Genomic DNA, 13692 nt, shown 5'->3' on the forward strand with positions numbered 1-13692 from the left:
ATGGAAAGAACATTTCTAATGGTCAAACCAGATGGGGTACAACGCGGTGTTATCGGTGACATCGTAGCACGTTTTGAACGGAAAGGTTTTCAGCTTGTTGGCGCAAAATTGATGCAAGTATCGCGCGAGCTTGCTGAACAACATTACGCAGAGCATAAAGAGCGCCCGTTTTTCGGTGAGCTTGTTGAATTTATTACGTCCGGTCCAGTATTTGCGATGGTATGGGAAGGCGAGAACGTCATCGCTACAGCGCGTCAAATGATGGGCAAAACAAATCCGCAAGAAGCGTTGCCAGGTACGATTCGTGGAGATTTCGGTTTAACGGTCGGAAAAAACATCATTCACGGTTCCGACTCAAAAGAGAGCGCAGCGCGCGAAATTCAACTATTTTTCAAAGAAGAAGAACTCGTTTCTTACAACAAGCTGATGAACGAGTGGGTATACTAAAAAAGGTAGGCACATGCCTATCTTTATTTTTTTATTCCTGTTTTTTCGCATTTTCGTTATACTGTACTTATGAAAGAAAAGGAAGAGGAGTTTTTTGTATGAGTGATTATCAACAATTTATTGCAAACGTCAAACGGAAAACAGGCATTGATTTAGCGCTTTATAAAGAAGCGCAAATGAAACGGCGATTAACTTCTCTCTACGAAAAAAAAGGATTTAAAAATTTTGATGAATTTTTTCGCGCGATGAATCACGACCAAGCGTTGTTTCATGAGTTTTTAGATCGCATGACCATTAACGTATCTGAATTTTTCCGCAATGCGAAACGATGGGAAGTGCTTGAGAAAAAAATTATTCCGAAAATTCTTAAAAAAAATAGACGGCTTAAAGTGTGGAGTGCTGCATGTTCAACGGGGGAAGAGCCGTATACGTTAGCGATTATTTTGTCAAAGTTCATGCCGTTATCGCAAGTGTCTGTATTAGCAACGGACATTGACGATAATGCGATGGCGCGGGCGAAGCTTGGCATTTATATGGAACGGTCTCTTCAAGAAGTGCCGGAAGATGTGAAGAAAAAGTTTTTTGTACAGGAAGGGTCTTATTACAAAGTTGTAGATGATATTAAACGAACAGTCACGTTTAAAAAACATAATTTGCTTGCCGATCCGTTTGATACGAATTTTGATTTAATTGTTTGTCGCAACGTGCTTATTTACTTTACGGAAGAAGCGAAGCATGAATTGTATTTAAAATTTAATCGCGCTCTCCGTCCTGGCGGTATTTTTTTCATCGGTAGTACCGAACAAATTTTTAATCCGACAGCATATGGATTTGAAGTAGAGGATACATTTTTTTACCGAAAAATATAGCTGCGACTGAACTCGGTCGTTTTCTGTGCAATTAAGGGGTTACATGCTTGGAAAAAATGTGTTATATTCATACATAATTGCTTTAAAGAGATGAAGGGAGAGAGGAAATTGCGGTACTTAACAGCAGGTGAATCTCACGGTCCACAATTGACAACAATTATCGAAGGTGTTCCAGCAGGATTGACGCTTCTAGCAGAGCATATTAACGAAGACTTGGCGCGGCGACAAAAAGGATATGGTCGCGGACGACGCATGCAAATTGAAAAAGACGAAGTGAAAATTTTAAGCGGTGTTCGCCACGGGAAAACGCTCGGTTCTCCCATTACGCTGGTCGTTGAAAACCGCGATTGGAAACATTGGACGAACATTATGAGCATTGAGCCGCTTATTGATGAAACAGAAGACGTTAAGCGAAAAGTAACGCGTCCGCGTCCGGGCCATGCGGATTTAAATGGGGCAATAAAATACGGTCATCGCGATATGCGCAACGTGTTAGAGCGCTCATCTGCGCGAGAAACGACGGTACGCGTGGCGGCTGGAGCGGTAGCGAAACGCATTTTAGCGGAGTTAGGCATTCGCATCGCAAGCCACGTCGTTGAAATTGGAGGAGTAAAGGCGGAAAATACCGCATATACGTCGCTTGAAGAGTTGCAACGAGTAACAGAACAATCTCCTGTTCGTTGTTTTGATGCGGAAGCGGAAAGAAAGATGATGGCTGCAATTGATGAAGCAAAACAAAAAGGAGACTCTATTGGTGGAATTGTAGAGGTCATTGTCGAAGGTGTTCCTGTTGGTGTCGGCAGCTACGTTCATTATGATCGAAAGTTAGATGCAAAAATTGCAGCTGCGATGGTTAGCATTAATGCGTTTAAAGGGGTTGAATTTGGCATCGGCTTTGAAGCGGCACGCCGTTTTGGAAGCGAGGTACACGACGAAATCGTATGGAATCCAGAAACAGGATATACGCGCAAAACGAATCGCCTTGGCGGATTTGAAGGCGGAATGACGACAGGTATGCCGATTGTCGTGCGCGGGGTGATGAAGCCGATTCCGACGTTATATAAACCGCTGATGAGTGTCGATATCGAAACGAAAGAACCGTTTGCAGCAAGCATTGAGCGTTCAGATAGTTGCGCAGTTCCAGCGGCAAGCGTCGTTGCTGAGGCAGTTGTAGCATGGGAAATTGCGAATGCGATTGTCGAACAATTTGGACAAGATCGTATGGATCTTATTATTGAAAATGTCGAAAACATGCGCCGGTACGCAAAGGAGTTTTAACGATGAAACGCATTCACATCGCTACGCCGTCGAAACGATATGAAGTCGTTATTGGAAATGAACTATTACCTATGCTTGATCGCATGATTGACCGCGCCTGTCCAAATGTGACAGCAGTACTCATTATTACAGATGAAACGGTTGCTTCGCTTTATTTAGCTGATGTGCAGCATGTTCTTCGTCAAACATATGACCGTGTATACACACATATCATTCCGAGTGGCGAGGAAGCAAAGTCGTTTGAGCAGTTTTATGCATGCCATACCGCAGCGCTCACATCCCATCTTGATCGTGATTCATTAATCGTCGCGCTTGGCGGGGGGGTTGTCGGGGATTTAGCTGGTTTTGTCGCAGCGACATATATGCGTGGCATTCGATTTGTTCAAGTGCCGACGACGTTACTAGCGCATGATAGTGCTGTTGGTGGAAAAACAGCCATTAACCATCCGCTTGGAAAAAATATGATTGGCGCTTTTTATCAGCCAGAGCTCGTTTTTTATGATATTTCCTTGCTCGCTACGCTCCCTGAACGAGAAATGCGGTCGGGATTTGCTGAAGTGATTAAACATGCCCTAATTTATGATCGTGTTTTTTTTGGCTGGTTACAAGCGAACGTGCAAAAGCTAGATGACTTGCGTGGTGACGAGTTACAATACGCGATTCAAAAAGGGATTGAAATTAAAGCAGCCATTGTTGCACAAGACGAAAAAGAACATGATGTTCGCGCGCATTTAAACTTCGGTCATACGCTCGGTCATGCGTTAGAAAGCGAGCTCGGTTATGGGGTGATGACGCATGGAGATGCGGTTGCCCTCGGCATGTTATTTGCGATTTTTGTAAGCGAACGTTTTTACAAGCAACCGCTTTTTTATTCATCGTTTCGGACGCTGTTTCATCATTACGGTTTTCCGACATCGCTTCCGTCACACGTATCGCCGGAACGTTTGCTTGCAAAAATGAAAAAAGATAAAAAAACGAAAGAGCAAACGGTGCGCATGGTACTAATGAAAGAGATCGGAACGGTATGCGTAGAACGTATAAGCGATGAGCAATTACTGCAATGGTTATACGCGTTTGCTGAAGAAGGAGGGGAAAAGTGTGATTCGAGCCATTCGCGGAGCAACGACCGTGAACGATAACGATGAACGAGAAATTGTGGACGAAACGAAACGACTGTTAACGGAAATGATCCGTCAAAACGATGTAAGCGCAGAAGATGTCGTATCGGTACTTATTTCGATGACCGACGATCTAAATGCCGCGTTTCCAGCTAAAGCGTTGCGTTATCTTGACGGTTGGACGTACGTCCCAGTCATGTGCATGCGCGAAATTAACGTTCCCCACTCATTGCCGAAATGTATTCGCATCATGATGACGGTACATACGACGCGTGCACAACAAGACATCCGTCACGTGTATTTACGCGAAGCAGTCCAACTTCGTCCGGATTTATCGTTGACAAAAAAGTCAGAAATATAATATGATAACCTATAAGTGAGCTGAGTAGAGTAAGAGTTGAGTAGAGAATGAGTGAGAGCGGAGCAGAGGATGGTTGAGATATTCACGCCTAAAGACTGCTCGTCTTTAGGTTTTTTTGTTTCCTCTTTGTTTCCCCTCATGTTCATTCTCCAAGAAAGGAGAACGATCATGAATACAACTGCATTTTTACAAGCAGCTTCCCATTTTCGGACGATTCCGATTGTGCGGCGCTTTTTTGCCGACACGTTCCAGCCGATTCAACTATTTATGGCTTTACGTGATGAAGCGACATTTCTGCTTGAAAGCGGAGATGAAATGTCCCCGTGGTCGCGTTATTCGTTTATTGGTGTTCGTCCATTCATGTCGATTGAAAGCGACGATGGCAAGCAGTTTTTTGTGAAAGAACAGCAACGGTTGCTGATACGCACAGCGACAATACAAGAAGCGTTTGCTTTCATGCAACATCATTTGAACGTTCAACCGTTGTCATTAGACGTTCCGTTTCGCGGGGGAGCTGTCGGTTATATAAGCTACGACTTTATTTCTTCAATCGAAAAAGTTCCATTTCATGTGTATAACGATTTACAAATGAAAATTGTTCATTTTGTTGTTTGTGAATCTCTTTTTGCTTTTGACCATGTAAAAAAAGAGTTGTTGCTTATCCATTATGTTCGTTTAGAAGAAACAGACGACGAAACAAAACGAATAGAAAAGTATGAAGCAGCTTGTCAAAGAATAGACGAACTTGCACGCCGAATGGTGCACGGTTGCGATGAACAAGCACATATGATGTTCGAACGAAACATGCCCGTTTCGTTCGATCGCGTCCGTTCGAATATGGATCGCCAAACGTTTTATCAAGCGGTTGAACGAATTCAATCATATATTGCGAGCGGTGATATTTTTCAAGCTGTTTTGTCACAACGATTTGCAATCGAAACGTCTATTGATGGATTTGAACTATATCGTTTGTTACGTCTATTAAATCCATCACCATATTTATTTTATTTAAATATTGGCGAAGAACAGATTGTCGGTAGCTCTCCAGAGAAGCTCATTCAAGTGCGAAATCGGGAGCTCGAAATCGACCCGATCGCTGGTACGCGCCGTCGCGGCAAAAATGAACAAGAAGACGCTTCGCTTATGAACGAGTTGCTTCATGACCCGAAAGAACGAGCGGAACATTATATGCTTGTCGATTTAGCGCGCAATGATATTGGTCGCGTCGCTATGTATGGGACGGTGCGTACGCCGCAATTTATGCAAATCGGGAAGTTTTCGCACGTTATGCATTTAATTTCAAAAGTAACAGGAACGCTTCGAGACGATGTTCACCCACTTGATGCGCTCATCGCTGCTTTTCCTGCTGGAACGGTGAGCGGGGCACCAAAAATTCGGGCGATGCAAATTATTCAGGAGCTAGAGCCGACAGCGCGCAACGTATATGCTGGTGCGATTGCATATATCGGCTTTGATGGAAACATTGATTCATGTATAGCCATTCGCACAGCTGTATTAAAAAATGAAGTGGCATATGTGCAAGCGGGGGCGGGAGTCGTTGCCGATTCATTGCCTGCATTGGAATGGAAAGAAACGCGAAATAAAGCGAGCGCTTTAATTCATGCGATTCAGCTTGCAGAGTACGTATTTAAAGGGGGAGAACAACGTGTTTGAACGGTTGTTGCATAAATGTGCCACGCACGAAACGTTAACGGAACAAGAAGCGTATGAAGCGATGAACGCGATGATGAGTGGGGAGGTGGATGAAAAACAAGTCGCTGCTTTTTTAGCCTTGCTGCGGTTTCGCGGTGAAACGGTCGATGAGCTTGTCGGTTTTATTCGAGCGATGCACAAACAAATGCGAACGATTTGTTTCGATGAGCCGGTAATCGATACGTGTGGCACGGGAGGAGATGGAAAAGGAACGTTCAATATTTCGACAGCAGTGGCCTTGCTTGTCGCATCGCTCGATATCCCTGTTGCGAAGCATGGCAATCGTGCCGTCTCATCGACAAGCGGAAGCGCCAATGTGATCGAGCATTTCCTTATTCCGATGCCAAAGACGGAAGAAGAAGCAAAGCAAGCGTTACGTACACATCGGCTCGTTTTTTTATTCGCCCCATTTTACCATGAAGCGATGAAATATGTGGCGCCCGTTCGCCAAAGTTTAAAAATGCGCACTACATTTAATTTGCTCGGACCGCTCGTCAATCCCGCCCGGCCGAAACGGCAAGTCATTGGGGTGCATAATGCAAAAGATGCTATGAAAATGGCAGAAGCGCTGCAACGAATCGGAACGGAACATACCGTTTTTGTTACAAGCTATGACGGTTTAGATGAGTGCAGCATTGCTTCCGAAACGCAATGGATTGAACTGAAACATGGCCGCATTATTCAACGTGTCATTGCTCCAGAAGATGTAGGATTACCGCGCGGTTGCTTAGCCGACATATGTGTCCGCAGCGTAAGCGAAAGTGCGAAGCTAATTGAAAATGTGTTTGCGAATCGCGCGAACGAAAGTGCGAAAAATGTCGTTTTACTGAATGCGGGTGTTGCTTTATATGTTGCTGGTGCGGCAACCGATATAATCGATGGAGTAAATATGGCGAAACAGGCGATTGAAACAGGGCGTGCATATGCGTATTTGCAACGATTGCGAGGTGAAATTTATGCTTGAAACGATTTTGCAAACAAAAAAAGAAGAAGTGGCATCATTACAATTGCCAGAAGCATGCGAACAACTTCCTCGTCGCTCGTTTTATGACGCCTTGGCGAATCCGCATCGTTTTTTAGGGTTAATTGCTGAAGTGAAAAAAGCATCGCCATCGAAAGGCGTCATTCGGCAACAAATGAATGTCGTTGACATCGCATGTGCATACGAACGAGCAGGTGCTGATGCTGTATCTGTATTAACAGATGAACAATATTTCGCTGGGCATCGGTCATATGTGACGAAGGTGAAACAACACATTCATATACCAATTTTACGTAAAGACTTTATTATCGATCGCAAACAACTGGTCGAAAGCGTCCGTATTGGCGCAGATGCGATTTTGCTTATCGGTGAAGCGCTCGATCCGTCTTTTTTACACGAATTATATGAAGAAGCGCACGAAATGGGATTGCAATGTTTAGTGGAAGTGCATGCACCGCAAACGGTAGATGCGATTTTAAAACGGTTCACACCGAAAGTGATCGGCATTAATAATCGCGATTTAAAGACGTTTCAAACATCGCTTCATGTGACAGAACAAATCGTTCCGCTTTTGCCGAATTGCATCATTGTTAGCGAAAGTGGCATTCACACATATGATGACGTACAAACTGTTCGCCAAGCAGGTGCTCATGCGATGCTCGTCGGTGAAGCGCTTATGCGCAAACGAGATGTTGGTGTGGCCGTTTATGAATTATTTGGGGAGCGGTATGTATGACCGTTTTAAAATATTGCGGTAATCGCTCATTTCATGACGTACAGCTTGTTGCACACAGCAAGGCGGATTATATCGGGTTCGTTTTTGCTGAAAGTAAACGGAAGGTCGAACCGAAAGATGTGAAACAATGGTTATCTTTCGTTGAACTTGGTGCAAAACAAATCGTTGGCGTCTTTGTCCACCCAACGATTTGCTCTGTCGCTTCTGTTCTGGAACACGTTCCTTTATCGATTATTCAATGTCACGGCATGGAGACGGTTCAGACGGTGAAACAATTAAAAGAATCGTTTCACATCCCTGTTTGGAAAGCGATTCACCATGCCCCTGGGGCGTGGTCATATATGCGTGTATGGGAAGGAATCGCAGACGGTTTCGTTATTGATAGCGGGCGAAAAGGAGCATGGGGTGGAACAGGCATCTCATTTGATTGGGCCGATGTTCCTTCTTACATGGAGGAGGCAAATCGCCAAGGTGTTCCTTGCTTCATCGCAGGAGGCATTACGCCAGACAACGTTGAGCAACTGGTAGCATATGAACCGTTTGGCATAGATATTAGTAGTGGAATTGAAGAAAATGAACGGAAAAGTGAGCAGAAAATGAAAACAATTGAACAGAAGGTGAAAACATGTTGATATTACCAAATGAACGTGGCCGTTTTGGCATGTTCGGTGGAAAATTTGTTCCGGAAACGTTAATGCGTCCGTTAGCCGACATCGAACAACAACTATATGAAGCGATGGCCGATCCTTCGTTTCATGCCGAATATATGCACCATTTGTATGAATACTCAGGCCGTCCGACTGCTTTAACGTTCGCAAAAAACTTGACAGAACGATTAGGCGGGGCGAAAATGTACTTTAAACGTGAAGACTTAAATCATACCGGTGCTCATAAAATTAACAACGCCATCGGGCAAGCGTTGTTAGCGAAACGAATGGGTAAGCGAAAAATTATCGCAGAAACAGGTGCAGGACAACACGGAGTGGCTGCGGCGACCGTTGCGGCTCGTTTTGGCATGGAATGTAAAGTGTTTATGGGCGAAGAAGATGTGAAGCGACAAGCGTTAAACGTATTTCGTATGAAACTGCTTGGTGCACAAGTTATTTCGGTGACAAGCGGCAATCGCACGTTAAAAGATGCGACAAACGAAGCGATTCGTTATTGGGTCGAGCATTGTGACGATCATTTTTATATGATCGGTTCTGTAGTCGGTCCTCATCCGTATCCGATGATGGTGCGCGAATTTCAACGCATTATTGGCGAAGAAGCGCGCGAACAAATGTTAAAAGCAGAAGGGAAGCTTCCGGACACGATCATTGCATGTGTTGGAGGGGGAAGTAATGCAATTGGTATGTTTCATCCATTTTTAGAGGATGACGTTGAATGTATTGGTGTTGAGGCGGCTGGCAAAGGTGTGCATACAACTGAACATGCCGCAACCATAACAAAAGGGAAAAAGGGTGTCATTCACGGATCGCTCACATACGTATTGCAAGACGAACATGGGCAAATTACTGAACCGTATTCCATTTCAGCGGGATTGGATTATCCAGGCGTTGGCCCAGAGCATGCATATTTGGCACAAATTGGTCGCGTTCGTTATGAAAGTGTAACGGATGAAGAAGCGATCGCTGCATTGCAAATGACAGCAGAAACGGAAGGAATCATTCCAGCGATCGAGTCCGCCCATGCGCTTGCCAAAGCGTTTCAAATTGCCCCTCTTCGCTCAAAAAATGAGACGATTCTCGTTTGTTTATCGGGAAGAGGAGATAAAGATGTGCAAACGGTAATGAACTATTTGGAAGGGGATGAACCGAGATGAAACATTTTATTCCATTTATCGTTGCTGGCGATCCATCTGAAGACGTGACGATTGATTTAGCTGTTGCGCTTGAACAAATGGGGGCAACGATATTAGAGCTCGGCGTCCCTTACTCTGATCCGCTTGCAGATGGGCCGATTATTCAACGAGCAGCGAGTCGGGCGCTGAAAAATGGAATGACGTTAACAAAAGCGCTTGAGCTCATTGGACGAATGAGAAAAAAAGGTGTAAAAATTCCGATTATTGTCTTTACGTATTACAATCCTGTGTTACAATTAGGAGAAGAACGCTTTTTTACTTTAGCGCGACAAAACGGTGCAAGCGGCGTGCTTATTCCAGATTTACCGTTTGAGGAAAGCGAGCATATGAGAACATTAGGCGACACATATCAAATTCCGTATATTTCAATCGTCGCTCCAACGTCTCATGAACGCATCGCAATGATTGCCTCGCAAGCTCAATCGTTTTTATATTGTGTGTCATCGTTAGGTGTAACGGGCATTCGAGATTCATTGCCAGCGGAATTGCACGAATTTTTACAACAAGTGAAATCATATAGCCGTGTTCCTGTCGTCGTCGGATTCGGCATTTCGACAGCTGAACAAGTAGAGCGACTACAACATATATGTGATGGCATCGTCATCGGTAGCGCTATTGTGCAAAAAATTGAACAGCTTCAAGACGAATTAAACGACGTGCATGCACGCGAACATGCGCTCATCGCTTTTTCTCAATACGTTGCTTCGCTTATTGAACCATTGAAAAGGGTGAGGAAAAATGAGAGTCAAACAACAACTACAACAATTAAAACCGTACCAACCGGGCAAGCCGATTGAAGAAGTGAAGCGTGAATACGGGTTAGAAACGGTCATTAAGCTAGCGTCAAATGAAAATCCGTACGGTTGTTCACCGCTTGTTCAACAAGCGATTATTGCTGAGCTTGACCATTTAGCGTTATATCCCGACGGATATAGCCGAACGTTGCGCGAGTCGCTCGCTATGCATGTTGGAGTCAATGAAAAACAACTCATTTTCGGAAACGGTTCCGATGAAGTCGTGCAAATGATTTGTCGCGCATTTTTACAAAAAGGAACAAATACGGTGATGGCTACACCGACGTTTCCGCAATATCGTCATAATGCAATCATCGAAGGGGCAGAAGTGAGAGAGGTTCCACTTCAAGATGGACATCATCATTTAGACGCAATGCTTCAAGCGATTGATGACGATACGCGCGTCGTTTGGATTTGTAGCCCAAACAATCCGACAGGCACGTATGTCGATGACGCATCTTTGCGGGCATTTTTAGCACAGGTGCCTAAACATGTGCTCGTCGTTGTCGATGAAGCGTATTATGAATACGTGCAGGCAGACGATTATCCAAATACTGTTGCTTTGCTTCAACAATATGAAAATATAATCATTTTACGCACATTTTCAAAAGCGTACGGCTTGGCTGCGCTTCGCATCGGATATGGCATTGCACATGAACATATTTTACAAGCGATCGAACCAGCGCGCGAGCCATTTAACACGTCACGCCTTGCGCAAGTCGCCGCCTTAGCTGCGTTAAAAGATCAAGCATTTATTCAACAATGCGCACAAAAAAATAAACAAGGATTAAACCAATTTTACGCATTTTGCGATAAACATAGTTTGCGCTACTACCCATCGGAAGGAAATTTTATTTTAATTGATTTTGGTTTTAGCGGTGATGAAGTGTTTACGTATTTGCTTCAGCGCGGCATCATTGTTCGTTCAGGATGCGCCCTCGGTTTTCCGACAGCTGTGCGTATTACGGTCGGATCGACGGAACAAAATGAAACGGTTATTCGTGCTTTAACAAACATGTTGAAAGAAAGAAGTGAGCATCTTTGCGAGGAAACATTTTAATTGTCGGTCTCGGCCTAATTGGTGGTTCGATTGCGCTCGCAATTAAGCGAGCGCATGAGGACGCGACAGTGATTGGATATGACGTATCGAACGAATCGCTACGTTTAGCTCGTTCGCTTGGCGTCATTGATGAAGCGGTCCCTTCTTTTGCTCACGCTGCGCGTGAAGCAGATGTCATCGTGCTTGCTGCCCCTGTCGTTCAAACAGAGCAATTGCTTCATGAGTTGGTCAGTCTGTCTTTACGGCCACATGTCATTGTTACAGATGTAGGAAGTACAAAAGAACGCATTGTCGAGCAAGCGTTGCCGTTATTAGAAAAAGGAGTAGCGTTTATCGGCGGGCATCCGATGGCAGGTTCACATAAAAGCGGTGTGGCGGCTGCGCGTGCGCATTTGTTTGAAAATGCATTTTATATTTTAACGCCAACGGAACATGTCAAACAAGACGACGTCATGCGATTAAAACAATGGCTTAAAGGAACGAAAGCGCATTTTGTTACATTAACGCCGAGAGAGCACGATCGCATTGCTGGCGTCATTAGCCACTTTCCGCACATCATCGCGGCGAGCCTTGTTCATCAAGCGCAACAATACGAGCGAGAAGATGCGCTTGTCAGCCGATTGGCTGCGGGTGGTTTCCGTGATATTACGCGCATTGCCTCTAGCAATCCAGAAATGTGGCGCGATATTTTTATACATAACAAAGAGGAGTTGTTGCAGCTGTTCGATCGTTGGATCGAGGAAATGAAAAAAATTCGTACGTACGTTGCTGACGGAGATAGCGAACGAATTTATCAATATTTTCATGAAGCGAAACAGTTTCGTGACGGTCTTCCTGCTCGAACGAAAGGCGCCATTCCTTCCTTTTACGATTTATATGTCGATGTGCCAGACTATCCGGGGGTTATTTCTGAAATTACCGGTTATTTGGCGAAAGAGCGCATTAGCATTACAAACATTCGCATTATTGAAACGCGCGAAGATATTTACGGTGTGCTTCGTTTAAGCTTCCAAACAGAAGATGATCGTCAACGAGCAAAACATTGCATCGAAACCAATACAAACTACGAAACGTACGTTGTGTAAAAGAGGGTGGAATGATGGAATTAAAAACAAATATCCATGCATTGCGAGGAGAAATTGCCGTCCCAGGAGATAAGTCAATTTCCCACCGCGCTGTTATGTTTGGGGCGCTTGCGAAAGGGACGACGCGGGTGACAAATTTTTTAACAGGTGAAGATTGTTTAAGCACGATCGATTGTTTTCGTAAAATGGGTGTAACGATTATGCAACATGGAAATGAAGTGATTGTTGAAGGAAAAGGAATGGAAGGTTTAAAAGAACCAACCCATATATTAAACGTTGGCAACTCAGGTACGACAACGCGTTTGTTGTTAGGTATTTTAGCTGCTTGTCCGTTCCATGCTTGTTTGATCGGGGATGATTCGATTGCGAAACGCCCGATGGATCGCGTCACAATCCCCCTTAAACAAATGGGTGCACACATTGACGGCCGAGAACAAGGACGCTACACCCCGTTAGCTATTCGCGGCGGTCAATTGCAGCCGATTACATATTATTCACCTGTTGCAAGCGCTCAAGTGAAATCAGCTATTTTGCTCGCAGGTTTACATGCGGAAGGAACAACAACAGTTACTGAGCCACATCAATCTCGTGATCATACCGAGCGCATGTTACGGGCGTTCGGAGCGGATGTGCACATTGACGGATTGAGCGTCTCAGTTACAGGAAGGCAAACACTTCATGCCATTGATGTAGAAGTGCCGGGAGATATTTCTTCCGCTGCTTTCTTTTTAGTGGCTGGTGCGATCGTCCCAAATAGCGAAATTACGTTAAAGCACGTCGGAATCAATCCGACGCGCACAGGCATTATTGATGTGTTGATTGAAATGGGGGCGGATATTTCTATCGAACATGTTCGCAACGAAGACAGCGAACCAGTAGCTGATATAACAGTGCGCACTTCGACGCTGAAAGCAATGCATATCGGAGGGGATATGATCCCGCGATTAATTGATGAAATCCCAATCATCGCTCTTTTAGCTACGCAAGCTGAAGGAACGACTGTCATTACAGATGCGAGCGAGTTAAAAGTAAAAGAAACGGATCGCATTGCAACGGTCGTGTCCGAATTGCGAAAGCTTGGTGCTCACATTGAAGCAACAGAAGATGGAATGATTATTCATGGGAAAACACCGCTTTATGCGAACGATGTCATTGTTGATAGCTATGGTGATCATCGTATCGGGATGGTGTTAGCTATCGCAGCGTGCATCACAAAAGGAGACATCGTTCTTCAACGTCCTGAGGCGATCGCGGTGTCGTATCCGACGTTTTTTGAACATTTGCATGCATTGCAAAGCTGATTCCATTATGGATCAGCTTCTTTTTTTGCATGACTATTTGTTCGATGGTATGATAAAGCGTGATGATATGAATGATGAGGGTGAGAC

14 protein-coding genes are annotated in these 13692 nt (G+C 44.5%); all 14 read left to right on the forward strand.

The window, feature by feature from the left end:
* The 14 genes from ndk to aroA all read left to right on the forward strand — a co-directional run bounded on the left by ndk (position 1) and on the right by aroA (position 13605).
* Entirely contained in the window at positions 1-447 is a 447-nt protein-coding gene (gene ndk, locus ABEV15_RS06530) for a nucleoside-diphosphate kinase (protein WP_498852715.1), read from the forward strand.
* Positions 448-545: 98 nt separating this feature from the next.
* Positions 546-1316 carry a CheR family methyltransferase gene (locus ABEV15_RS06535; protein ID WP_429630597.1) on the forward strand — a complete coding sequence of 257 codons (771 nt, stop codon included), beginning with the start codon at positions 546-548 and terminating at the stop codon, positions 1314-1316.
* A 108-nt stretch (positions 1317-1424) separates the two neighbouring features.
* The gene (aroC, locus tag ABEV15_RS06540) at positions 1425-2594 is read left to right on the forward strand and encodes a chorismate synthase (protein WP_498852716.1); all 1170 of its coding nucleotides are present in this window, start codon (positions 1425-1427) and stop codon (positions 2592-2594) included.
* A gap of 2 nt (positions 2595-2596) precedes the next feature.
* Positions 2597-3733 carry a 3-dehydroquinate synthase gene (gene aroB / locus ABEV15_RS06545; protein WP_498852717.1) on the forward strand — a complete coding sequence of 379 codons (1137 nt, stop codon included), beginning with the start codon at positions 2597-2599 and terminating at the stop codon, positions 3731-3733.
* On the forward strand, positions 3693-4073 hold the full coding sequence (gene aroH, locus ABEV15_RS06550) for a chorismate mutase (RefSeq protein ID WP_498852718.1): 381 nt from the start codon (positions 3693-3695) through the stop codon (positions 4071-4073). Before aroB ends, aroH begins: the two co-directional genes overlap by 41 nt.
* Before the next feature lie 168 nt (positions 4074-4241).
* Positions 4242-5747, forward strand: coding sequence for an anthranilate synthase component I (gene trpE / locus ABEV15_RS06555; RefSeq protein ID WP_498852719.1), 1506 nt, complete (start codon positions 4242-4244; stop codon positions 5745-5747).
* Complete coding sequence (gene trpD / locus ABEV15_RS06560; protein ID WP_498852720.1) at positions 5740-6750, forward strand: anthranilate phosphoribosyltransferase; 1011 nt, start codon at positions 5740-5742, stop codon at positions 6748-6750. Before trpE ends, trpD begins: the two co-directional genes overlap by 8 nt.
* Positions 6743-7504, forward strand: a complete 762-nt coding sequence (gene trpC / locus ABEV15_RS06565; RefSeq protein ID WP_429630585.1) for an indole-3-glycerol phosphate synthase TrpC — start codon at positions 6743-6745, stop codon at positions 7502-7504. The genes trpD and trpC overlap by 8 nt, the downstream gene beginning before the upstream one ends.
* On the forward strand, positions 7501-8136 hold the full coding sequence (locus ABEV15_RS06570; protein ID WP_498852721.1) for a phosphoribosylanthranilate isomerase: 636 nt from the start codon (positions 7501-7503) through the stop codon (positions 8134-8136). The genes trpC and ABEV15_RS06570 overlap by 4 nt, the downstream gene beginning before the upstream one ends.
* Positions 8130-9326, forward strand: a complete 1197-nt coding sequence (trpB, locus tag ABEV15_RS06575; protein ID WP_498852722.1) for a tryptophan synthase subunit beta — start codon at positions 8130-8132, stop codon at positions 9324-9326. Before ABEV15_RS06570 ends, trpB begins: the two co-directional genes overlap by 7 nt.
* Positions 9323-10162, forward strand: coding sequence for a tryptophan synthase subunit alpha (trpA, locus tag ABEV15_RS06580; RefSeq protein ID WP_429630580.1), 840 nt, complete (start codon positions 9323-9325; stop codon positions 10160-10162). Before trpB ends, trpA begins: the two co-directional genes overlap by 4 nt.
* Positions 10104-11219 carry a histidinol-phosphate transaminase gene (gene hisC / locus ABEV15_RS06585; RefSeq protein ID WP_498852723.1) on the forward strand — a complete coding sequence of 372 codons (1116 nt, stop codon included), beginning with the start codon at positions 10104-10106 and terminating at the stop codon, positions 11217-11219. The genes trpA and hisC overlap by 59 nt, the downstream gene beginning before the upstream one ends.
* Positions 11201-12304 carry a prephenate dehydrogenase gene (locus ABEV15_RS06590; protein ID WP_429630575.1) on the forward strand — a complete coding sequence of 368 codons (1104 nt, stop codon included), beginning with the start codon at positions 11201-11203 and terminating at the stop codon, positions 12302-12304. The genes hisC and ABEV15_RS06590 overlap by 19 nt, the downstream gene beginning before the upstream one ends.
* A gap of 14 nt (positions 12305-12318) precedes the next feature.
* Positions 12319-13605 carry a 3-phosphoshikimate 1-carboxyvinyltransferase gene (aroA, locus tag ABEV15_RS06595; RefSeq protein WP_498852724.1) on the forward strand — a complete coding sequence of 429 codons (1287 nt, stop codon included), beginning with the start codon at positions 12319-12321 and terminating at the stop codon, positions 13603-13605.
* Positions 13606-13692 lie beyond the last annotated feature (87 nt).

The sequence above is a fragment of the Bhargavaea massiliensis genome (assembly GCF_050480245.1).
In the GTDB taxonomy this organism is placed as follows: domain Bacteria; phylum Bacillota; class Bacilli; order Bacillales; family Anoxybacillaceae; genus Anoxybacillus.